A 22508-nucleotide genomic window follows, 5' to 3' on the forward strand; every position below is an offset into this window, starting at 1 on the left:
TCATGTAGTTTTAATTGCAACATCAATCAATCTGCATGAAAAAAATTACACTTATTCTTTTGTTTTTATCGGTTACGGCTGCGCAAGCTCAGATCAAGGGTTTTTCCGAAAAAGGTACGGGTATCGTACATCTCGAACAACACCAATTCAAATTAGATTTATTTAGTCCCGGCATAAGTTATGAAGTGGGTTTGTTCAGAAACCAAAGTGTATCTGTTGCCCTTGGTCTTGGAATGGCCGCATATGAACCTGGCTATGTCTTTGGTTTGGCCTTGAACAATAGATACCGGTATTATCATAATTTTAATAGACGTGTTGATCGTAATAAGAATGTAAGTGGTAATTCGGGAAATTATATTGCTGCCGCACAGGCCATATTCTTTTCGCAAGCTAGGCTGACAACTAATATAACCGGTCCAGATGATTTTAATCTGGGTTTTTATGGAATGGTTTACGGTATTCAACGTACATATCCAAAAGGTTTTAATTTTAATGTGGAACTAGGTGGAGGATATTATAAAGGCGATGGGGTTCCAAGCGGTTATGGGCCACTAATAGGTTTTACCTTTGGCTGGGTGGCTACAAAAAGAAAATCTAGAAAACCTACGTTTGATTAAACTGGTCTGATATTTGATATACTTCCAGATAACCAAACCAAAATGAAATCATGAAAAAAATTATTTGCTTAACAGCAATTCTTATGTCCGCCGCTTGTGTAATTGCTCAGTCGAATAAACAAGTGGAAGACGGCATCTTTAAAATTAATGCCTTATTACCAGGGGTGTCTTATGAAATAGGAGTGGGGAATACCACCACTATCAATGCAGAGGCCATTATAGGTTTTGCTTTGAGAGGAGCATCTAACGTTGAAACCGAATTTGGAATATACCCTGGACTGGCGGTAGATTTTAGACATTACCTCAATTTTGAAAGGCGTTTGCGAAAAAGAAAAAATATATCGGGGAATTCTGGAAATTACATTTCTTTCTTAAATCAATTTCAGTTTGGCACTCCATTGATCGGTAATTTGGAATATGCTTCTGATTATTATTATAACGCGGCAATCGTGTATGGTCTTCAGCGAACCTATAAAAAAGGATTTTATTGGAGCTTGGCCTTTGGCCCCGGTGTTTTTATCAATGAATTTGATAAGGTTACGGGTCTTTTGGTTGACCTAAGATTAGGTTGGGTCGTTGGTGGTAGAAAATAAGTGTATTCTGTTTCTTGAACCTGCTCAAAATCAATAAGATAAAAATAACATAAGATTAAGTGTAGCTATGAATATTTGAAGTATCTTTGCACGCTTAAATAAGACCTTATGTCCACTACTACAAAGAATATTGCGATCATTGCGCACGTTGACCACGGTAAGACCACCTTGGTAGACAAAATAATGTACCACTGTAGCTTGTTTCGTGAAAACGAGAATACAGGTGATTTAATTTTGGATAATAACGACTTGGAAAGAGAACGTGGTATTACCATTACTTCCAAGAACGTTTCCGTTATATATAAGGATACTAAGATCAATATTATTGATACTCCTGGTCACGCCGATTTTGGTGGTGAAGTTGAGCGTGTATTGAATATGGCAGATGGTGTTTTGTTGTTGGTAGATGCTTTTGAAGGACCTATGCCACAAACACGTTTTGTACTTCAAAAAGCAATCGATCTTGGTTTAAAGCCTTGTTTGGTAATCAATAAAGTGGATAAGGAAAACTGTACTCCAGAAGAGGTACATGAAAAAGTTTTCGATTTGATGTTTGAACTAGGTGCTGAAGAATGGCAATTGGACTTCCCTACGGTATACGGTTCTGCAAAGAACAACTGGATGAGTACCGATTGGCAGAATGAAACTGAAAACATTGAGCCTTTATTGGATATGGTAATTGAGCATATTCCAACTTTTGAACCAAAAGAAGGAAATACTCAAATGTTGATTACTTCTTTGGATTTCTCTTCATTTACAGGTAGAATCGCTATTGGTAGATTACAACGAGGAACTTTGAAAGAAAATCAGCAAATTTCCTTGGTAAAGCGCGATGGTTCTATCGTGAAGTCCAAAATAAAGGAATTATATGTTTTTGAAGGTCTTGGCCGTAAAAAAGTACAAGAAGTAGAAACGGGCGATATTTGTGCATTGGTTGGTGTTGAAGGTTTTGAAATTGGTGATACGGTTGCCGATTTTGAAAATCCTGAAGCGTTAAAAACTATTGCGATCGATGAGCCTACCATGAGTATGTTGTTTACCATTAACGATAGTCCGTTCTTTGGTAAAGATGGTAAATTCGTTACTTCTCGTCATATCAACGATAGACTTCAAAAAGAATTGGAAAAGAACTTGGCGTTACGTGTAAACGAAACGGATAGTGCAGATAAGTTTTTAGTATTCGGTCGTGGGGTATTGCACCTTTCGGTTTTAATCGAGACAATGCGTCGTGAAGGATACGAATTACAAATTGGTCAGCCACAAGTTATCATCAAAGAAATTGATGGTGTTAAATGTGAGCCGGTAGAGGCATTGACGATAGATTTACCAGAAGCAGTTTCAGGTAAAGCTGTTGAGATGGTTTCTATGCGTAAAGGTGAAATGACCAGTATGGAGGCTAAAGGTGAGCGTATGGTTTGCGAGTTTATAATTCCTTCTAGAGGTATTATTGGTCTTCGTAACCAATTGTTGACCGCTACGGCTGGTGAGGCTATTATGGCACACCGTTTCTTGGAGTACCAACCAATGAAGGGAGATATTCCACAAAGACAAAACGGTTCTTTGGTTTCTATGGAAACAGGAAAAGCAATTCCTTATTCTATTGATAAATTACAAGATAGAGGTAAGTTCTTTGTTGATCCGGGTGAAGATATTTATGAAGGTCAGGTCATTGGTGAAAACTCTCGTGGAGATGATATGACCGTGAACATTACTAAAACCAAAAAATTGTCTAACGTACGTTCTTCCGGTGCAGATGATAAAGCTAAAATTGTTCCTGCAATTAAGTTTTCATTAGAAGAGGCATTGGAATATATTCAGAAAGATGAGTATGTTGAGGTTACTCCTAAGTTTTTACGTCTTCGTAAAATCTACTTAACCGAGAACGAGCGTAAGCGTAACAAAATAGCATAAGTTAACGTCTCTTATTTAAGATACTTGCTTGCTTTATAGTTTAAAAGCCACCTTAATAAAGGTGGCTTTTTTGTTTTAAGGTGATGAGTTTGAGTATTAAATGGAAATGTTGCATTCTTACGTAGTTGTTTTATTGGCGATTAACCGCTATTAACTAAGAAAAACGCAAAATTTTAAGATAGATTTTCCTACTTCCTTAATAATGTGTTCATCCTGCAATTTTCTTCGTTTCTACACGGAAATTTATCTAATTTAAAGTGAAAATTTAACTCAACTCAAACTAAATAATTATGCAACTAAAAGGTAAAAATGTACTTATTACAGGGGGTACTCGTGGTATTGGAAAATGTATGGTTCAACACCTTATAAAAAATGGTGTAACCAATATAGCGGTAATAGCTCGTGATAAGGGTAATCTAAAGCAGTTATCGGAAGAATTTCCAGAGGTTAATTTTCTTAGAATGGCTGGTGATGTCGCTAATATTCAAGTGTTGCGTGATGCTGCTGCACGAATTGAAGATAAATGGGGTCATCTTGATATTTTGATCAATAATGCTGGCATTGTTGCTGCCGGTCCTTTAGAAGATATTCAGGATGAAGATTTGTACGATCAGGTTGCCGTTAACCTTACTGCGGTCATGTTATTGACAAAGTACTGTATTCCATTATTGAAGTTTTCAGAAGATGCTTATATCTTGAATATTTCATCGGGACTGGGATTGATCGGTATGCCTTTCTATGCGGTTTATGGTAGTACTAAAGCCGCAATTCGTCAGTTCTCAGATTCTATGAGGCGGGAATTGGCTCCTTTTAAGGTATCGGTTACCTGTGCTTTTCCAACAGCTACGGATACCGAAATGATGCAAAAATTTAAGGGCAGAAAAATGGATGCTCCTGAATATGTTGCGGAGCGCTCATTGGAAGGTTTATTTAATAAAGAAATACAAGTAATTTTTGGAGGAGAGGAACGACTCAAGGAAAATACCTTGAATTTTGAGGCACCGGAAGAATTGGATAAAAAGGTTGCCGAAAGTTATGAGGAACGAAAAACTGCCAGTTTAGATCATAAAGCCGTGTGATTTCTTCTGGGAAATAAACTAACGGCACACAATTATGAAATTAATTTACAAATTATCTATTTTATCAGTATTTGCAGTAGTAATATCCTGTAAGGAAACTCCAAAATCGGTCAATGAACCAGCCAAAGAAGTGGTTGCTGAAACAACTGTTATATCATATCCAGATTCATGGATAAACTCCAGAGTAGAAAAAGCGAAAGAAAAATTAAACGCAACTGATGCCGGAAAAGTAATATGGAGTGCGATGGAAGCCCATGGTGGTTTAGATACTTGGTATGCTAACGGTCCAATTTCATTTCGTTTTAATTATCAGCCTTTAAACGGGAAAACGCAAAGAGATAGTTACCAAACGGTAGATACTTGGAGCAATCGTGCAGTGCATACAAGTACAACAGATGATACCGCTAAATTTGGTTGGACAGGTGAAAAGGCTTGGGTAAAGGCAAAAGATAGTACCGCTTTTGTATACGACACCAAATTTTGGGCGCTTACACCAATATGGTTTGTTGGGCATCCGTTTGTTTTAAGTGGGGAAGGGGTAAACCTAGAGCTGTTAGAACCAACTACGTTCAAAGAACAAGATTACAATGTGGTTAAGGTAACTTTTGATGCCGGTACCGGTGATGCGCCAGACGATTACTATATTTTATATGTACATAAGCAAACCAATAAAATTGGGGTTATGCGTTACATTGTTTCTTACCCTGAGTATTTTAAAGATGGTGGTCACGCTCCTGAGAAGTTCACTGAATTTATTGGGGAGCAAACTGTAGACGGAATTACCATGCCAGGCGGATTTAAAACGTATTGGACGGTTGATGGTAATCAGCCAGGGGAGTACATTACTAAAATTGATTTTACAGATGTCTCTTTTGAGAAAAATCTGCCCAAAGACTTTTTTAATGCACCTGCAGATGCTAAGATATTGAACTAATTGGTGGTTAAACTAAAAGCAAAAAAAAATCCCAAAGGTAACTTTGGGATTTTTTTATAAGGCTTCATTTATTATTTTGTGTAAAGAGGCAACTGCTGCTCCTATGATTCCGGCGTGGTTCTGTAGTTTGGCCGGGATTACCTTAGTCTCGATTTTTATTTGAGATTTAAACTGGTCAAAATCCTTTGATGCCCCACCACCTAAAATAATTAAATTTGGAGAGACTATTAATTCAACATATTCTAAAAAGGTGTTGAATCGCTTACCCCATTTTTTATAGGAAAGGCCTTCTTTATCCTTGGCGGAACCAGCTGCCCATTTTTCTATTTTTTCGTATTTTTTATAAGGTATTTGACCCAATTCAAAATTAGGTATCAATCTCCCATCCAAAAAAGCACCGCTTCCTAGTCCGGTACCAATGGTAATCATTATGACCAAACCTTTTTCACCTTTTCCGGTGCCATAATTCATTGTAGCATATCCGGCGGCATCTGCATCATTAATGACCGTAAAGTCCAATCCGGTTTTCTTTTCCAATACTTTTTCCACATTAACCCCTAACCAACTTGGGTCTAAGTTTCCAGTAGCTTTACATACCCCGTTCTTTATAATAGTGGGGAACCCACAACCAACTTTTCCTTTATGATCAAAATGGGCAACAATTTCAGCAATAACATCGGTCATTGCATCTGGGGTTCTAGGTTTTGGGGTAGGTATTCTATAGCGTTCAGAAATCATTTTACCTGTTTCTCCATCTACCAATGCGCCTTTAATACCTGATCCTCCTACATCAATACCTAGTAAAGTCATTTTAAAATTTATTATTGAAATACAAAGAAACAAAAAAGTTTCCGCTCTTTGAAGTTGTATTTTTAATGCGATTATAGTATAAGTGCCATTAAAATAAGGGTATAAAAAAAGGACCTTAGGTCCTTTTAAATTTATTGTGGCATCATTAGCGTAACAATAGTACTTACCTGCACCTCTTCATCATCTTCATCTATTTCGGTGTCTACCGTAAAAGTGAGGATAAATTGTTTGCCAACATACATAGGATCGGTTAGATCATACATTTTGCTTGCCTCATCGGAAATAGTACTGAATTCTGCCCTGTATCCGTCATTGTCGGTAAAGACATACACACCATCTTCATAGCCAACATATGTTGCATCCATTTTTTCTGCATCTTGGCTATATATACTGGTTAATGAAGTTAGGGTAAGAAACAGTACTGCTACAATTGATTTCATTTTTTATACGTTTAGTTAATGATTTTTTTTGTTGATTTTCAAATCTTTTTTTTAGTTGAAATATCCATACAAATGAAATCTAAATATTTGAATAACGATTTTTTTTATCATTTTATTATGAATGTTTTTTTAGTGTTCTAAGTTTTTGATTTACAGTGTGCTAATTTAACCTGCACTGGGCAATGGCTTAGAGATGCAGCCTGAAACAAGTAGCAATATTACTTATTTAGGAATAAAATTTATGAAGGATACCATAACTTAACCTTTCTAAACCATAATTGTACCATCTGCTGGGTCTAGTAAAGAGGTATCTACCAGTTTTGTTGAGATTCATCACACATAAAAAAATGGACCAAAGACCTGAAAATACCAGTCTGGTTAGGTATTATGATGAATATTATGGTAGGTGATGGATTATTGAAGCTATCACCTACCATTGTTTGATGCAAAGGAGATTGTTTAAAACTTAACTCAGCACATTGGTAACTCCTGGTGTGGGTATAGGATAAAAACCATCTGCATTTGGTACGGTTGGTGGTGTAGCATCCCAAGTAAGCTCACTAGGCATAATTTGTTTCTGGGAGGCCATGGCATCTTCCCATGTAATAATTTTACCGGAGTAGGTAGCCATACGTCCCATGATTGCTGTCAAGGTACTTTTTGCTCCATTCTCCGTATCGCTTATAACTTCATTGTTCCTTATGGCAGAGAATAACCTATCGTGCTCCACTTGATAAGGGTTAGGGTCATTTCTATTACGGTAGTCGAACATTTTTTCACCATCCAGACCAATAATACTGGCTGCACCTGCATCCCTCATTTCAATACTTCCCTTTGTTCCTTGGAAATTTTCACCCACCTTGGACCATGTACCTGGCTGGTGACGGCACTGACTGGCAATGACAGCCCCACTAGGGTAGGTAAACTCTACAAAATGATGGTCAAAAATTTCGCCATGGTCTTTTCCTGTCCGTACCAATCTTCCACCCATACCCTGTGCTGAAATAGGGTACTCGCCAATAAACCAATTGGCCACGTCTATATTATGAATATGTTGTTCCAGGATATGGTCTCCACACAACCAATTAAAGTAATACCAATTACGCATTTGGTATTCCAGTTCTGTTTGTCCTTCCTTACGGGGTCTAACCCAAACTCCTGCACTATTCCAGTACACTTGTCCAGATACAATTTTGCCCACATCGCCTTGTTTAATTTTATCGGCTATGGCCAAATAATTATTTTGGTAATGACGTTGTAGGCCCACCACTACATTTAGCTTTTTTTCCTTGGCTATCTTGCCCATTTCCAAAACTTTTCTAATTCCTGGGGCATCCACGGCGCAAGGTTTCTCCATGAACACATGTTTACCGGCATTAATGGCATATTCAAAATGGTAGGGCCTAAATCCTGGTGGTGTGGCTAAAATTATAACATCGGCTTGATCAATAGCTTTTTTGTAGGCATCAAAACCTACATATTTATGGGCATCTTTTACATTTACTTTTTTGGTACCCTCAAATTCCTTTTGAAGATTCATCAAACTTTTATCCAATTGATCTTGAAAGGCATCCGCCATTGCCACCAATTCTATATTTTCGTCTGCTTTAAGGGCTTGATTGGCGGCACCCGTACCACGACCTCCACATCCAATTACGGCAAGTTTTAACATTTTGTCATTCAATACATTTGCCATTGCTGAAATTTCTAACCCGGGTAGTAACAATCCTGCACCTACAAGTGCCGTATTTTTACAAAATCCACGTCTAGAGTTTTCGCTTTTTTCTTGATTGTCATTTTTTGAATTGGTCATGATGTTTTGGTTTAAGGTTTAACTAGGCTATTCGCCCCAATATTTTTTAATTTCGGTTTCAGTAGGTATGTTGAGGGCTCTTACTACTCTAAATCCTACGAATGGGGAATCTGTATTCCACCATATACTCTTTGGAAATTGTGGGTCCCTCATTTTCCAATTTTCAGTAGAGGCCATTCTAGCGGCACTTCGTAAATATTGGGCGTCATCATAATAGGAACCGCCACGTACCGAGTGTGGGTAGGTGTTGCTGGACGCTTCCCATGGGGAACTGGAACGGGCACCTCTTTTAGAATACACATCAGGTACATACTGGTCCAAGGTCCATTCCGCAACATTGCCGTGTATATCATATAAACCCCATGCATTGGGCTTTTTTTGACCTACAGGGTGATAGGTGTCATCGCTATTTTCATAATACCATGCATATTCCTTTAGTAAAGCTGGGTCATCACCAAAATGGTAGGCCGTGTTGGTTCCGGCACGGGCACTATATTCCCATTCCGCTTCTGTAGGCAGTCTATAAAAATGACCTGTTTTGGCAGAAAGCCATTTGCAAAATTGAGATGCGGCATAATGGGTCACATTTCCCACGGGTAAGCCTTTACCGGTTCCCATGCCCAAACTCATGTCTACATAAGGTATTGTTGCCCCGGCAACGGCATCTACCTTTAAAGAAAGGTCCGTAGCTTTATTTTTTTGTTGAATGCTGTCTATAGTCCTATTTATGAACAAATTGTAGATTTCCCAAGTTATTTCATGTTTTGAAATATAGAATGCTGGTAAACTTACCTTATGCTTGGGACCTTCATCCTCTATTCTATTTGGTTCTAAAGCCGGACTTCCCATCATAAAACTTCCGGCTGGTATCGCGGCCATTTCTAGTTGTAATTGGGTGCCGTCAATAGGTTGGACATAATCTTCTAAAGTGTCATCCTGAGCATGTGAAATCCTTAAACCTATAATAAAAAGCAGGAATAAGAGACGGTAGGTTTTTTTCATCCTTAAATATATGATTTTTTGAAGGATACTAATGTTAATGCTCGTAGCTGTCTTTACTTATAGTTTTTGTATGATTTCTTTGGAAAAATAACCGTTACAATTATAAACGGTGTGTTATAAGTTTATAAGAAATAGCAGTTTTATTTTTTATGTTGCTGTTTTTTACCGCTTTTTTTGTGATTTAGGCAATACTGTTTAAATGCCTATGTAGTTTAGCAATCAAATGAAACTACATGTAGTATTTTTGTTGCTGTTTTTTAAGTTTATAATAAATTGTCCAACTTTTTTATGTTCTTGATCGTAGGTGATTGCAGAACAGAGGTTGAAATTTTTAATAGTTGTAAAACATATAGATCATATGGCCCATAAAAATGCAGAAGAGGAAAGATTAGCTGTTGAGGATAATTACAAGAACTGGAAAAGATGGGGACCTTATCTGGCCGAAAGGCAATGGGGTACCGTAAGGGAAGATTATAGTGCTAATGGCAATGCTTGGGATTTTGTTACTCATGATAAGGCGCGTAGTAATGCATATAGGTGGGGTGAAGAAGGTATTGGCGGTTATTGTGATTCTAGGGAAATCCTATGTTTGGCTCCTGCATTTTGGAACGGTAAGGACCCTATTTTAAAAGAGCGTTTATTTGGACTTACCAATAATGAGGGCAATCATGGGGAAGATGTAAAAGAACTTTACTTTCATCAAGTTTCTACCCCAACCCATTCTTATTCCAAATACCTATACAAGTATCCACACAAGAAATTTCCGTACGCAGAGCTTGTACGTAAAAATAAAAACAGGAACAGAGAACAACCGGAATTTGAGATTTTGGATTCCAAAGCATTTTCCAATAACTCTTATTTTGATTGCTTTATAGAGTACGCCAAGGCAGATGTTGGTGATGTTTTGATGAAAGTAACCGTTGTAAACCGGGGATCAAGGGCGGCAAATATTCACGTATTGCCACATCTGTGGTTCAGGAATTTTTGGAAGCATAATGATCGTTTTGAGCGCCCGGAAATGAAAGCTATTTCCAATACTGCTGTTCAATCTAGAAGTACAAGAAATGGTAGGTATTACTTTTATCATGAAAATGGTAAGCAGTTGTTTTGTGAAAATGAAACCAATAATGAGCGTATTTATAATGTTCCCAATGAAGTTGACTATGTAAAAGATGGTATAAATAATCATGTGGTAAATGGTAAGGATACTGTAAATCCAGAAAATACTGGGTCTAAGTTTGCGGTTTGGCATAAATACAAATTAAAAGCAGGGGAGGAAAAAGTAATTAAGGTTAGGTTGAGCAAAAAGAAAAATGCTGACCCTTTTAGTGATTTTGATGCCATTTTTACGAAGAGAATAACGGAGTGTGAGGAATTTTATGGCGACATTTTACAGAAAGATCTTCCTACCCATCAGCAAGATATTGCCAAAAAAGCTTTCTCTGGTTTGTTATGGACCAAGCAGTTTTACTATTATGATGTATTTAAATGGCTTTTTGGCGGCCCCGGAGAACCCAAACCGTATAGAACGGATACCCGAAACACACGTTGGGAACACCTAACCAATAGACATGTTATTTCCATGCCCGATAAGTGGGAGTATCCATGGTATGCCGCTTGGGACCTTGCTTTTCACATGGCGTCATTTGTAGAAATAGACCCCTATTTTGCTAAGGAACAATTGCTTCTTGTACTTAAGGAAAGTTATATGCACCCTAACGGACAAATACCTGCATATGAATGGAATTTTAGCGATGTAAATCCGCCTGTGCATTCTTGGGCAGTTTGGACCGTTTATGAAAAAGATAAAAAGCGTACCGGTAAAGGAGATGCGTTATTTTTAGAGAAAGCATATCAAAAACTGCTGGTCAATTTTACCTGGTGGGTCAACCAAAAGGATAAAAGTGGCACCAACCTATTTGAAGGCGGATTTCTAGGTTTGGATAATATAGGGGTGTTTGATCGTAATCATATGCCAGAGGGCATCACCCGCATGCAGCAGGCAGATGCCACAAGTTGGATGGCCATGTTTACCCTTAACATGCTAAGGATGACATTGGAATTGGCCAAAACCAATCCTATTTATGAGGATAGTGTGGCTAAATTCTTTAAGCACTTTCTCAACATTGCCTGGGCCATGCATCATATTGGTAAAAAGGAAATCTCTTTATGGGATGATGAGGACAATTTTTATTACGATGTGGTAGAAATGTCCAACGGTACTACAGATAGATTAAAGGTAAGGTCCTTGGTAGGGATCATACCCTTGTTTGCTGTGGAAATTATCCATAAGGATTTATTTGAAGAGCTTAAGAACTTTAAAAGCAGGGCAGCTGAGATTGTACGAACACGTCCGGATCTGGCTTCTTTGGTATCCAATATTGAGGAATATAACGCGGATGGGAATTATCTTTTCTCTATCATGCGTGGATTTAGATTGGAAAAACTTCTACATAGATTATTGGATGAAAATGAATTCTTATCTGATTATGGTATACGTTCGCTATCTAAATATCATGAAAAGCATCCGTATATTTTTCAGCATAATGGAAATCACCAAATACAATATGAGTCAGGTGAAAGTCGCTCCAATATGTTCGGTGGAAACTCCAATTGGCGTGGACCTATTTGGCTTCCGTTGAATTATATGATTGTGCAATCCTTAAGAAAGTATTATTCATTTTACGGCAAGCAGTATGTCTATGAATTTCCAACAGGTTCTGGTGTAAAAATGAACTTGAACGAGATTGCAAATGAAATTTCCAAAAGATTGATCAAATTGTTCGAGGCTAATGAAGATGGTAAATATGTATATCATTCAGACGATGCCAATCACGTATTCACCCAAAATGAACACTTTAAAAATGAACATTTCTTTTACGAGTTTTTTGATGGCGACTCCGGTAAAGGGTTGGGCGCAGCGCACCAAACGGGGTGGACAGCCTTAATTGCCAACCTTATAATGGAGTTGGAACAGCATTCGTAGTTTTCTTCATTTAAAATATTGTATATTAGAGAACGGGCTATGTGCTTTTTCATAGCCTCATCTAATTAAATAACATTTTCTGATGAAAAACGATACAATCCACATATCGAAAATAATCAAAAATGTTCCCCACACTACTAATGATGCTGACTATACCGTCTGCTGGATCAAGGATGAAATTAAAGGTATAGAGATAGATGGTATTCTTTATGCCAATATTTCAAACTCCATTTTCTTTCTTGATAACAAGATGCAGTGGAAATTGTATGTAAAAGAAGGAGCTCCAAATACGGGGTATCTGTTACAGTTGTCTCATGAGGTATTAAGTCACCCCTTATTAAGTAAGTTGCATATCAATAAAGTTCGTCTGTTCAATTCGGGCACGGTACCCTTGTTTAAATTAAGTCCCGGTATAGAAAAACGTACCCAAGCCATTTTAGAAATGATCGATGAGCTTTTGGGTTCGCATTTAAACCATAAGGAAGATGCCCTCATATCTTTATTGAATACTTTTTTTGTGTATTGCGATGGTCAATGTAACATTAAATCTATAATTGAAAAAAACCATACAAAGGCTAACATTGTGTATTCCTTTAAGCAACTGGTAGATCAGAATATTGAAGATTCCCATGAGGTAGGCTTCTACGCTTCACGACTTAATATATCTACAAAATATTTGAATGAATGTGTACAAGAGGTACTTAATGTGAGTTCTAAAAGTATCATTATAGAACAGCTGTTGATTCGTTCGCGGCATGCATTAAAATTTTCAAATAAGACGATAAAGGAAATTAGCTATGAGCTCGGTTTTTCTACACCAGATTATTTTAGTTATTTCTTTAAAACACAGACGGGATCCAAGCCTTCTTTGTTGAGGAGATCGGTTGGTTCTTAATTTCAAGGTTTATACCGTGATTTTCCCATTTTTACCATTATGGTTTATACCTAATTTGGTATAAAAATATAATCATGGACAGACAAAGTTTTATTAAAAAATCAGGTGCAGGTATTAGTTACGCTTTATTTTCCGGACTTATTTTCTGCAAAAAGCAAGATGATGAGGCTATTTTCGCAAACAGCAATGATCCCAAGATCATACGTGATACGGACGGGGAGGTCCTCAATGTTATAGGGGATATCCAGACCCATAAATTAATGGGAACCGAAACCAACAATCAAATTTTTGAATGGGTAGATAATGTAGAACCTGGTGTTGGTATTCCGCCCCATGTGCATACTAAGGAAGATGAAATTTTCAGGGTGGTTAAGGGCGAAGTGGAAATTACTGTTGATGGCGAAAGCACGGTTTTAAAAGCAGGTGATATTGCTTTTGCACCAAAAAACATACCCCATACATGGAAGGTGGTAGGAACCGAAAAAGCTAAAATGATTACTTCTGCACTACCTGCGGGTATTGAATTTATGTTTCAAGAATTATCGGAGCTACCTGCCGGACCGCCAGATTTTGAAAAAGTGGCTCAAATATGTGCAAAACAGGGTATCACCTTTGTTTAAGTTTTATTCGTTGGTACGTTAGAAACTGCAACATAAATGTTAATTATTAATTTAACGTATCAGCGGCAACTGCCGTAAATAGCTTGCTACAAAAATCACTTCCGATTTAGTGATAATTTTTAAAATCAAAACCAATTTTATATTACCTATGTGTCTCTTTTTTTGAGCAAATGAGTTAAAAATTTATGTCTAACTTCTAATAAATAACTGTATCTTAAAAAATGGAATTTATACAGCTTTATGAATCTTAAGGACGGTGTTAAAACTGCTGAGAATAAAGTGTCTACAGAGGCGCGTAGGCTCAGCGATTTGGTTAAAGATAAAGGTAAATCTTTAGTGGGTCGTTTAGAGTGTTTTGAAGATATCATAAGTTTAGAAGTAGGGGATACCGGTCTGCATAGGGCAAAGACTTTGGAGCGCGAGTTTGATGTTCGCCAGCTCTACTTAAAATATGAAGGGGATAACCCTACCGGTACACAAAAAGATCGCATTGCATTTGCTCAGTTGTATGACGCACTCCGTCGCGAATTTGAAGTGGTGAGTTTAGCTACTTGCGGCAATTATGGCGTTGCCATGGCATTAGCGTCAGATTTGGCAGGTGTTGCCTGTAAAATATTTATTCCTGAAAGTTATCATACCGATCGTGTAATAGAAATGCAAACCTTGGGAGCGGAGATTATTCGTATTCCCGGTAGTTACGAAGATGTAGTGACGGCAAGTTCTCGTTTAGCGGAAGAACATGGCTGGTACGATGCCAACCCTGGTGGTGCCAATACGCCACTACAAATTTCAGCCTATGCGCAAATTGCACAAGAAATCTTTGAGGATTTAGGGGATGCACCTAAATATTGTGCCGTTCCGGTTTCAAACGGAACATTGTTCGCCGGTATTTACAGGGGATTTGTAAATCTGTACAAAAGAGGAAAAACATCACGAATTCCTAAAATGATTGCGGCCTCTGCTTCTCATAAAAACCCTATTATTGAATCGTTTTTACAAAATTTAGATCATTGTAAAGATTTGAATCCCGCAGCAATTAAAGAAACAAAATACAACGAACCATTGATCAATTGGCACAGTTTTGATGGGGAAGAGGCGCTGTATGCCTTACAGAAATCTGAGGGTGAAGCTTTTAATATTAGTGATAAAAAATTGAAAGAGATGACTTCTCTTTTACATAAAAAGGAAGGATTCCGAATTTTACCTGCTTCAACGGCGGGTTTGATCGGACTCTTGGAACTGGACGAAAAAATGAATTTTGAGCCTGATCGGTTTGTGGCGGTGCTCACTGCAAAAAATTAAAAAATAGATGAAAAAAGTTATTGATGGTAAGGCATTGGTGTATTGTGAAGGAGCATTTAATACTCTTAACGGTAAAACGGCACATGGGCTGGTTCGCTTTACCGAACGGTATGAGGTTGTAGGTGTTTTAGATGCAAAATATGCAGGTAGTGATGCCGGTGATGTTTTGGATGGTAGGCCTAACGGAATTCCGGTTTTTAAAGATCTGGAAGCTGCCAATGAAGCTCTTGCTGCTAGCGCGAACTTGCCAAGTTATTTGGTGATAGGTCTTGCGCCAGATGGTGGTAGACTACCACAAGTGGCAAAGGCAACTATTAAAAATGCATTGCTTCAAGGTTGGAACGTTGATAGTGGTTTGCACGATTTCTTGACCAGTGACCCCGAACTTATGGCATTGGCAAAAGAAAAAAATGTAAAAATTAGAGATATAAGAAAGACACCAGACCGTGATCAACTACACTTTTTCACTGGTGATATTGAGAAAGTTGATTGTTTAAAATTAGCTGTTTTGGGTACGGACTCCGCATTGGGGAAACGTACAACTGCTTGGATATTGGTACATGCATTTCGTAAAGCGGGTAAAAAGGCGGAAATGATTGGAACCGGACAAACCGGTTGGATGCAGGGAGCAAAATATAGTATGGTAATGGATAGCTGTATCAACGATTTCGTCTCTGGTGAAATAGAACATGCCGTGGTGAGTGCCTATAACAATGAAGATCCAGATGTTATTGTTATTGAAGGGCAGGGGAGCTTAATGAACCCTGCATACCCTGGCGGATTTGAAATTCTGGCCGCAGGCAGACCCGATTACGTTATTCTGCAACACGCACCAAAACGATTGGAGTATGATGGATTCCCTGGTTATAAAATGCATTCGTTAGAAGAGCAAATACATGCCATTCAAGTAATTTCTGGTAAAGAGGTTATTGCGATTACGGTGAATCATGAAGGAATGGAAAAAAGCGAAATTTTAGATGTTTGTAAGGCCATCACCCTAGAAACAAAACTACCAGCTTTTGATGTGTTGGAATATGGTGCAGACGATTTAATTGCGCATTTAATGACGAAAGTAAAATGAAAATAACCCATATTTCTTTTGAGCGTTTAGACTTGAAATTGTCTGATCCGTATACGATTGCCTATGAAACCATTGACCGTACCAGTAACTTTATTTTAAAGCTTGAAACCGATGGTAAAATTGTGGGTTACGGCTGTGCTGCACCTGATCCAGTGGTTACTAATGAATCACCAAATGATGTGACGGACGCCATTAAAAACACCATCATTCCTTATTTACTCGGTAAAGACCCATTTACTTATGCATTGCTTTTATTGGAACTGAAAGGGTTATTGGGCAAAAGATCGTCTGCTTTGGCAATGGTAGATTTGGCGTTGTTCGATATTATGTCTAAAAAAGCAGAGGTGCCTTTATATCAATTTTTAGGAGGGTATCGTAATCACATCGCTACCAGTATTACTATTGGTATCATGGGTGTTGAAGATACGTTAGCTAAGGCAAGTGAATTTGTAGAACAAGGCTTTTCAATTTTAAAGATTAAAGGAGGTTCTAATTTAGAAGAAGACATTGCCAAAATGCGATTGATCCATGAAAAATACCCGAATATTGAATTGCGTTTTGATGGTAATCAAGGCTACTCGGTAAAAGAATCTATTGCCTTTGTGAAAGCGACTGCGGCTATTGGGGTCGAAATTTTTGAACAACCTACCATAGTTGAGGCGGAAGAAAGATTGGGCGAAGTAATGGATCAGGTAAATGTTCCCATAATGGCAGATGAAAGCCTAAAAACATTGACCGATGCATTTCGTTTGGCACAAAATGAACGGGTAGATATGGTGAACATCAAACTACAGAAAGTTGGTGGTATTTGGGCAGGTATGCATATCAACTCGGTAGCTAAGGCTGCAAAACTAGATGCAATGGTGGGGTGTATAGATGAATGCGGGTTGGGTATTTCCGCCGGATTACATTTTGTCCTATCCAGACCTAATATTAAATATGCCGACCTAGACGGACATTTTGATATTATCGATGATCCTTTTCATTCTATTTTTAAACTGGAGAAAGGAATTTTATATCCTACGGATACATACGGGCTGGGATTTTCGGAGTAGAAATAGTATTACTTATTTCTAACTATTCAAAAAGATTTATTACATGTGCAGAGCAAGTTATGTGCGATGCTTCTAAACCACATTGGCACTATAATCTTCACGAATTGTTCCCCATTGACGTTCACTTAAATAAGGACCCTATTTCAACCGATCTTTTTCTTCTTTTTAGTGTTTGGTCAACTGATCTTAATTAGAGTTTTTCATAGGGCATTTTAATTATTAATCTGCAAAGATTTCATAGTGTGTTACTTTTTCGGGAAAATCGATAAGATAGTTTTTGTCTTCAGGATAGTATTTTGCTATTTCATAATCTTCGCCAGCAAAATTTTTAATGACTTCTAAATTCTCCCAAACGGTGATTAGTTTGAAATAGGCAAATTGATTATCTGTATTTTTTAAGAACATTAATTTTATAAAACCGTCTGTGCTACTGTAGTCTGGTATAGCACGAACTTTCATAAATTCTTCATACTCATTGAGGTGTTCTACTTTTGTTCTTCCTTCCCAAATACGTGCGATCATTTATCTGTTTTTTACATCAAATTAAACGTTGACCAAAATTCCCTTTGAGTAAATCAATCTTAATAATAGTTATTATGTCAGTATAATTTATTTGTGGATTGAATACCAATTCTTAATCATATAAAATACCTTATTCATTGTTCCTCTTTGAATCTCGCTTATCAGCTATATAATATGCGAATATGAATAATAGGAATATTAATAATAGGAATATGGGGTTGAAACTAATAATACCTAAACCAAATTTATAATTAACATAATAGAAATCTAGATAGCCTATAAGACCAGCAAGTAATGTTAAACCATAAAAAAGATAATATATTTTTCTTTTAGTAAGATATAAAAATACAGAAATGGATAAGCATAATATGCCTATATAATGTTCTAAACTTAAAACATAGTTACTAAATATAGTAATAGCTATTGAAATCATTAAGAGGATAGTGGAAATAGCTAAGGGAATTATATCTAATTCAATTTTTTTCATCTTGTATCATAATTATCAATTTCCACTTTTCAGATTCTGCAAACATTTTAATAGTGGAGTCTCTTTTTTTTAGAAAATTAGTCATGTATTTTTTTAGAAATAAACCATCTGCAATTTTACCCAAAAATCCCATAGGAGAGGTGTAATCAAAATAGTCGGTCATCAACGTGCCATTTTGGTAATTTTCAAAAACATGTTGGTGTTTAAAATTTTTGAAAGCCCCATTTACCATTTCATCGGTAAAATAATTGGGGTATTCATAAGCCGTTATTTTGGTAGTAAGGTTTTGATGGACACCAAAATGTTTTGCCCGCCAAGTAACCCATTCATTTAAACCTATTAATCCGCTAGTTACGCCAGCAATTGCCTCTTCGTTGGTGTGTTCCGTAGAAATTTTGTGCAGGTCAATACTACGAGAAAGGTCAAAGACAATTTCCTTTTTTGCGTTGATTTTGGTTTTAAGAATAATCTTTGGCATATATGATTATGTCTAAACCGCCCTTTGCACTACTTCAAACACTTTATTGGCGTCGCATTTAATGGTCTTGGCCGGGTATTTTAAAATTAAGGCATAATCATGCGTTGCCATAAGGATGGTGCGGCCAGATTTGTTGATTTCCTGTAGAACTTTCATTACTTCAACACTAGTTTGGGGATCTAGGTTCCCGGTAGGTTCATCGGCAATGATCAGTTCTGGGTCGTTCAGTAGGGCACGTGCAATGGCAATACGCTGTTGTTCACCACCGGAAAGTTCATGCGGAAATTTAAACCCTTTTGTTTTCATGCCCACTTTTTCAAGAACGTTCAACACTTGGGCGTCCATTTTTGTTTTGTCCGTCCATCCGGTAGCCTTCAGGACAAATAGCATATTTTGATTGATGTTACGGTCCGGTAGCAGTTTAAAATCCTGAAATACAATTCCCAGTTTTCTACGTAAAAACGGAATATCCTTTTCTTTTAAGGTTTTTAAGTTGAACTCAACGATATGGCCTTCACCTTTTTGTAAAGGTAAGTCACCGTACAAGGTCTTCATAAAACTACTTTTGCCACTTCCGGTTTTACCGATCAGGTATACAAACTCTCCTTTTTCAATCTTTAAACTTACTTCGCTCAATACCAAACTCTCTTTTTGAAATATAGAGGCATCCTTAAGTTCCAAAACAATCTCTCCCATAGTGCTAATGTTGATATAAAAGTAATAAGTATCTATTGATTATAATGAACCCTTTTTCAAATTCTTTTCTTTTGCAGTGGTATTGTACATACTTAGGAACAGTTTTTGCCGTTATCACATGTGATAACCGGTATATTTAAATAGTAACAGAACACTATGTTTAAAAAAATCACCGCTTTCTTTCCAATGGTATTGGGTATGGTTGTTTTGGCAACTGCCCAAGAGACCAAGATTTATACACATGAACAGAAAGCTTTTCAAGACGCCTTAGCGCTATACAACAACGAACAGTATCAAGCGGCACAGACCATTTTCAATAAGGTCAAAGTGTCTGCCAAAAATGAGGAGACAGCTGCCAATAGTGCCTATTATGCGGCCAATGCGGCAGTACGGTTAAACCAAATTGGTGCGGATAGGTTAATGGAGGATTTTGTTGAAAAATACCCTACTTCCACAAAACGTAATTCTGCCTTTGCAGATGTGGCGGAGTATTATTTTCAAACAGGAAAATATCCCTATGCTTTAAAATGGTACAACAAAGTGGACCAAAGTTCTCTTTCTCGAGGGGAAATGGACAAGTTCAACTTTAATTATGGCTACTCTTTATTTTCATCAAGAAAGACCAAAGAGGCAGAAAAATACTTGGAGAAAGTGACTACGTCACCCGTATATGGTTCGCAGGCAAAATATTATTTAGGCTATATTTCTTATCAGCAAGATGATTATGAAACGGCCAATGAACGTTTTGACCAAATTACAGATCAAGATGTATTAGAGGAAAAATTGAGCTATTACCAGGCAGATATGAATTTTAAGCTGGGCAAGTTTGAGGAAGCTATTGCCCTTGCCAAAAAGCAACTGCCAAAATCTGATAGAAAGGAAGTTTCCGAGCTTAATAAGATTATAGGAGAAAGCTACTTTAACCTTGATCAATATGAAAATGCTATTCCGTACCTAAAAGAGTACAATGGTAAAGGCGGTAAGTGGAGCAATACGGACTATTACTATCTAGGGTATGCTTATTATAAGGGCGGCGACTATGCCAATGCCATTGCCCAATTCAACAAAATTATAGGTGGTACCAATAGCGTTGCACAAAATGCATATTACCATTTGGCGGAGTGTTACTTAAAAATGGATAAGAAACAGGAAGCGTTGAACGCCTTTAGAAATGCCTCTCAAATGGATTATAGTGCAGAAATACAGAAAGATGCATTTCTTAATTATGCACGCTTAAGTTATGAGGTAGGAAATGCCTATGAAGCTGTGCCTGCTGTGATAACAAATTATTTAAAAACTTATCCTAATGATGAACATCAGCAAGAAATGCAGACCTTGTTGGTAGATTCCTATATCACTTCAAAAAACTTTGCGGGTGCTATGCAACTGTTAGAAGAAAATAGGAACTATGCCAGTAAGACGGTTTATCAAAAAGTAGCGTATTACAGAGGTATAGAGCTTTATATGGAGGGGGATTACAATGCGGCTTCGGAAAGTTTTGGGAAATCGCTTTCAAGTGCAGAGGATATGTTGTTCAAGGCAAGGGCCAATTATTGGAAGGCCGAAGCGGATTATAATAGTAACCGATTTGATGATGCGGCATCCGGTTTTATGGCATTCAAGAATAATCCGTCAGCCCAAAACACAGAAATGTATGAGGATATAGATTACAATTTGGCCTATGCATTTTTTAAGCAAAAAGATTATAGTAATGCCATTACCTATTTTGGCTCCTTTGTAAAGAATAGAGGAGTAGAGGTAGAAAAATTACATGATGGTTTTTTAAGGTTGGGAGATAGTTATTATGCCACCAGTAAATATTGGCCGGCAATAGAAACTTATAATAAGGCTTTGGAACTGACAGGGCCAGAGAAGGATTACGCGGCCTACCAGAAAGCCATGAGCTATGGTTATGTAGACCGTAGCGCCAGTAAAATTGAAAGCCTGGAGATGTTCGTGGCACAATATGCACGGTCAAGTTTTAAGGACGATGCACTTTTTGAGCTGGGGAACACCTATGTTGCCCAAGGCAAGGAGAGTGACGGATTGGAAGCTTACGATCGTCTGATCCGTGAATATAGAGGTAGCTCATTGGTACCGCAGGCCTTAATGAGACAAGGGTTGGTAAATTACAATGCCAATAGAAATGATGCAGCCTTGGCCAAGTTTAAAACGGTTGTTCGCGATTTTCCTAAAACGCAAGAGGCCATACAGGCCGTTGCAACCGCCAAATTGGTCTATGTAGATTTGGGTAGGGTAGATGAGTATGCAGAATGGGTTCGCGGTCTTGATTTTGTTGATGTAACCGATGCGGAGTTGGACAATGCTACCTTTGATGCTGCACAAAAACAAAACCTTGATAGAAATATAGATGCTGCCATTCGTGGCTACGTCAATTATATACAGCAATTTCCTAACGGACTGCATGCCCTGGATGCCAATTTTAGTTTGGCGCAATTATATTTTGGAAAAGGGGAAAAAGATAAAGCGCTGCCCTATTATAAATATGTGGCTGACCGTAGTACAAGCGAGTATGCTGAACAAGCCTTGACAAGGGTCTGTGAGGTTTATATAGGAAATGATGATTATGCCACGGCAATGCCCTATTTGTTAAAATTGGAAGACCAGGCCAATATTCAACAGAACAGAACATTTGCCCGCTCTAATTTGATGAAAGGATATTATAAGCAAAAAAATTATCCAAAGACATTGGAATATGCGGATAAGGTATTGGCCACTGCAAATATTGATAATCGTATAAAGAGCGATGCCCAAATCATGATTGCACGTTCTGCCATTGCAACCAATAATGAATCCAAAGCAAAGTCCGCTTATGCAGAGGTACTCAAGATTGCATCTGGGGCCACGGCTGCAGAGGCACTTTATTATAATGCATATTTTGAAAACAAGGAAGGGGCATTTGAAAACTCTAATATCGCCGTTCAAAAATTGGCCAAAGATTATGCCGCTTACAAAGAATGGGGCGGTAAAGGTTTAGTGTTAATGGCTAAAAACTATTACGCCCTTAATGATGCTTACCAGGCCACCTATATTTTGGAAAGCGTTATAGAAAACTTCACCCAATATCCAGAAATCGTGGAGAATGCCAAAGCGGAACTGGCCATTATCAAATCCAACGAGGCAAAAAGTAACTCATCTGTTGATCCTAACTAAACATTACGTACAC

The 22508-nt window shown here is 37.7% G+C and carries 19 protein-coding genes; 12 read left to right on the plus strand and 7 right to left on the minus strand.

What is annotated here, in order from left to right; genetic code table 11:
* Nucleotides 1-35 precede the first annotated feature (35 nt).
* The 5 genes from ABVM52_RS12250 to ABVM52_RS12270 all read left to right on the plus strand — a co-directional run bounded on the left by ABVM52_RS12250 (nt 36) and on the right by ABVM52_RS12270 (nt 5134).
* Entirely contained in the window at nt 36-617 is a 582-nt protein-coding gene (locus tag ABVM52_RS12250) for a hypothetical protein (RefSeq protein WP_405380885.1), read from the plus strand.
* A 50-nt stretch (nt 618-667) separates the two neighbouring features.
* A complete protein-coding gene (locus ABVM52_RS12255; RefSeq protein ID WP_405380886.1) occupies nt 668-1210 on the plus strand; it encodes a hypothetical protein in 543 nt (180 codons plus the stop codon).
* 108 nt (nt 1211-1318) lie between these two features.
* Entirely contained in the window at nt 1319-3121 is a 1803-nt protein-coding gene (gene typA / locus ABVM52_RS12260; protein ID WP_405380887.1) for a translational GTPase TypA, read from the plus strand.
* 290 nt (nt 3122-3411) lie between these two features.
* Nucleotides 3412-4200, plus strand: a complete 789-nt coding sequence (locus ABVM52_RS12265; protein WP_405380888.1) for an SDR family NAD(P)-dependent oxidoreductase — start codon at nt 3412-3414, stop codon at nt 4198-4200.
* Between the two features lie 34 nt (nt 4201-4234).
* Entirely contained in the window at nt 4235-5134 is a 900-nt protein-coding gene (locus ABVM52_RS12270; protein ID WP_405380890.1) for a DUF6503 family protein, read from the plus strand.
* Nucleotides 5135-5188: 54 nt separating this feature from the next.
* On the opposite strand, the gene ppgK is transcribed toward ABVM52_RS12270, so the two are convergent.
* The 4 genes from ppgK to ABVM52_RS12290 form a co-directional block, all read right to left on the minus strand.
* On the minus strand, nt 5189-5944 hold the full coding sequence (gene ppgK / locus ABVM52_RS12275; protein WP_405380892.1) for a polyphosphate--glucose phosphotransferase: 756 nt from the start codon (nt 5942-5944) through the stop codon (nt 5189-5191).
* Nucleotides 5945-6075: 131 nt separating this feature from the next.
* Nucleotides 6076-6384, minus strand: a complete 309-nt coding sequence (locus ABVM52_RS12280) for a hypothetical protein (RefSeq protein ID WP_405380894.1) — start codon at nt 6382-6384, stop codon at nt 6076-6078.
* 466 nt (nt 6385-6850) lie between these two features.
* Nucleotides 6851-8197, minus strand: a complete 1347-nt coding sequence (locus ABVM52_RS12285) for a Gfo/Idh/MocA family protein (protein ID WP_405380896.1) — start codon at nt 8195-8197, stop codon at nt 6851-6853.
* Between the two features lie 27 nt (nt 8198-8224).
* Nucleotides 8225-9199 carry a formylglycine-generating enzyme family protein gene (locus tag ABVM52_RS12290; protein WP_405380898.1) on the minus strand — a complete coding sequence of 325 codons (975 nt, stop codon included), beginning with the start codon at nt 9197-9199 and terminating at the stop codon, nt 8225-8227.
* A 358-nt stretch (nt 9200-9557) separates the two neighbouring features.
* Here ABVM52_RS12290 and ABVM52_RS12295 point away from each other — a divergent pair, with 358 nt between their 5' ends.
* From ABVM52_RS12295 to ABVM52_RS12320, 6 genes are all read left to right on the plus strand, one after another.
* Nucleotides 9558-12185, plus strand: a complete 2628-nt coding sequence (locus ABVM52_RS12295) for an MGH1-like glycoside hydrolase domain-containing protein (RefSeq protein WP_405380900.1) — start codon at nt 9558-9560, stop codon at nt 12183-12185.
* Nucleotides 12186-12267: 82 nt separating this feature from the next.
* Nucleotides 12268-13080: a helix-turn-helix domain-containing protein gene (locus ABVM52_RS12300; RefSeq protein ID WP_405380902.1), complete on the plus strand. Its 813-nt coding sequence runs from the start codon at nt 12268-12270 to the stop codon at nt 13078-13080.
* A gap of 74 nt (nt 13081-13154) precedes the next feature.
* On the plus strand, nt 13155-13700 hold the full coding sequence (locus ABVM52_RS12305; RefSeq protein WP_405380904.1) for a cupin domain-containing protein: 546 nt from the start codon (nt 13155-13157) through the stop codon (nt 13698-13700).
* Between the two features lie 240 nt (nt 13701-13940).
* Nucleotides 13941-15002, plus strand: coding sequence for a pyridoxal-phosphate dependent enzyme (locus ABVM52_RS12310; protein ID WP_405380906.1), 1062 nt, complete (start codon nt 13941-13943; stop codon nt 15000-15002).
* Between the two features lie 7 nt (nt 15003-15009).
* Nucleotides 15010-16083 (plus strand): DUF1611 domain-containing protein, encoded by a 1074-nt coding sequence (locus ABVM52_RS12315; RefSeq protein ID WP_405380908.1) that lies wholly within the window; start codon nt 15010-15012, stop codon nt 16081-16083.
* Nucleotides 16080-17138, plus strand: a complete 1059-nt coding sequence (locus ABVM52_RS12320) for a mandelate racemase/muconate lactonizing enzyme family protein (RefSeq protein ID WP_405380910.1) — start codon at nt 16080-16082, stop codon at nt 17136-17138. The genes ABVM52_RS12315 and ABVM52_RS12320 overlap by 4 nt, the downstream gene beginning before the upstream one ends.
* A gap of 219 nt (nt 17139-17357) precedes the next feature.
* Here ABVM52_RS12320 and ABVM52_RS12325 read toward each other — a convergent pair whose 3' ends face one another.
* The 3 genes from ABVM52_RS12325 to ABVM52_RS12335 all read right to left on the minus strand — a co-directional run bounded on the left by ABVM52_RS12325 (nt 17358) and on the right by ABVM52_RS12335 (nt 19321).
* Nucleotides 17358-17660: an antibiotic biosynthesis monooxygenase gene (locus ABVM52_RS12325; protein WP_405380912.1), complete on the minus strand. Its 303-nt coding sequence runs from the start codon at nt 17658-17660 to the stop codon at nt 17358-17360.
* Nucleotides 17661-18133: 473 nt separating this feature from the next.
* Nucleotides 18134-18625, minus strand: coding sequence for a cell division protein (locus ABVM52_RS12330; RefSeq protein ID WP_405380914.1), 492 nt, complete (start codon nt 18623-18625; stop codon nt 18134-18136).
* A 12-nt stretch (nt 18626-18637) separates the two neighbouring features.
* Nucleotides 18638-19321 (minus strand): cell division ATP-binding protein FtsE, encoded by a 684-nt coding sequence (locus ABVM52_RS12335; protein ID WP_405380916.1) that lies wholly within the window; start codon nt 19319-19321, stop codon nt 18638-18640.
* Between the two features lie 156 nt (nt 19322-19477).
* Here ABVM52_RS12335 and ABVM52_RS12340 point away from each other — a divergent pair, with 156 nt between their 5' ends.
* Nucleotides 19478-22495, plus strand: a complete 3018-nt coding sequence (locus ABVM52_RS12340; RefSeq protein WP_405380918.1) for a tetratricopeptide repeat protein — start codon at nt 19478-19480, stop codon at nt 22493-22495.
* Nucleotides 22496-22508: the final 13 nt, after the last annotated feature.

The organism is Maribacter sp. LLG6340-A2 (genome assembly GCF_045057105.1).
Taxonomy (GTDB): Bacteria; Bacteroidota; Bacteroidia; order Flavobacteriales; family Flavobacteriaceae; genus Maribacter.

Coding starts and splice junctions, on each gene's coding strand:
- ABVM52_RS12250 (WP_405380885.1), top strand. CDS start 36: ATGAAAAAAATTACACTTATTCTTTTGTTTTTATCGGTTACGGCTGCG.
- ABVM52_RS12255 (WP_405380886.1), top strand. CDS start 668: ATGAAAAAAATTATTTGCTTAACAGCAATTCTTATGTCCGCCGCTTGT.
- typA (WP_405380887.1), top strand. CDS start 1,319: ATGTCCACTACTACAAAGAATATTGCGATCATTGCGCACGTTGACCAC.
- ABVM52_RS12265 (WP_405380888.1), top strand. CDS start 3,412: ATGCAACTAAAAGGTAAAAATGTACTTATTACAGGGGGTACTCGTGGT.
- ABVM52_RS12270 (WP_405380890.1), top strand. CDS start 4,235: ATGAAATTAATTTACAAATTATCTATTTTATCAGTATTTGCAGTAGTA.
- ppgK (WP_405380892.1), bottom strand. CDS start 5,944: ATGACTTTACTAGGTATTGATGTAGGAGGATCAGGTATTAAAGGCGCA.
- ABVM52_RS12280 (WP_405380894.1), bottom strand. CDS start 6,384: ATGAAATCAATTGTAGCAGTACTGTTTCTTACCCTAACTTCATTAACC.
- ABVM52_RS12285 (WP_405380896.1), bottom strand. CDS start 8,197: ATGACCAATTCAAAAAATGACAATCAAGAAAAAAGCGAAAACTCTAGA.
- ABVM52_RS12290 (WP_405380898.1), bottom strand. CDS start 9,199: ATGAAAAAAACCTACCGTCTCTTATTCCTGCTTTTTATTATAGGTTTA.
- ABVM52_RS12295 (WP_405380900.1), top strand. CDS start 9,558: ATGGCCCATAAAAATGCAGAAGAGGAAAGATTAGCTGTTGAGGATAAT.
- ABVM52_RS12300 (WP_405380902.1), top strand. CDS start 12,268: ATGAAAAACGATACAATCCACATATCGAAAATAATCAAAAATGTTCCC.
- ABVM52_RS12305 (WP_405380904.1), top strand. CDS start 13,155: ATGGACAGACAAAGTTTTATTAAAAAATCAGGTGCAGGTATTAGTTAC.
- ABVM52_RS12310 (WP_405380906.1), top strand. CDS start 13,941: ATGAATCTTAAGGACGGTGTTAAAACTGCTGAGAATAAAGTGTCTACA.
- ABVM52_RS12315 (WP_405380908.1), top strand. CDS start 15,010: ATGAAAAAAGTTATTGATGGTAAGGCATTGGTGTATTGTGAAGGAGCA.
- ABVM52_RS12320 (WP_405380910.1), top strand. CDS start 16,080: ATGAAAATAACCCATATTTCTTTTGAGCGTTTAGACTTGAAATTGTCT.
- ABVM52_RS12325 (WP_405380912.1), bottom strand. CDS start 17,660: ATGATCGCACGTATTTGGGAAGGAAGAACAAAAGTAGAACACCTCAAT.
- ABVM52_RS12330 (WP_405380914.1), bottom strand. CDS start 18,625: ATGCCAAAGATTATTCTTAAAACCAAAATCAACGCAAAAAAGGAAATT.
- ABVM52_RS12335 (WP_405380916.1), bottom strand. CDS start 19,321: ATGGGAGAGATTGTTTTGGAACTTAAGGATGCCTCTATATTTCAAAAA.
- ABVM52_RS12340 (WP_405380918.1), top strand. CDS start 19,478: ATGTTTAAAAAAATCACCGCTTTCTTTCCAATGGTATTGGGTATGGTT.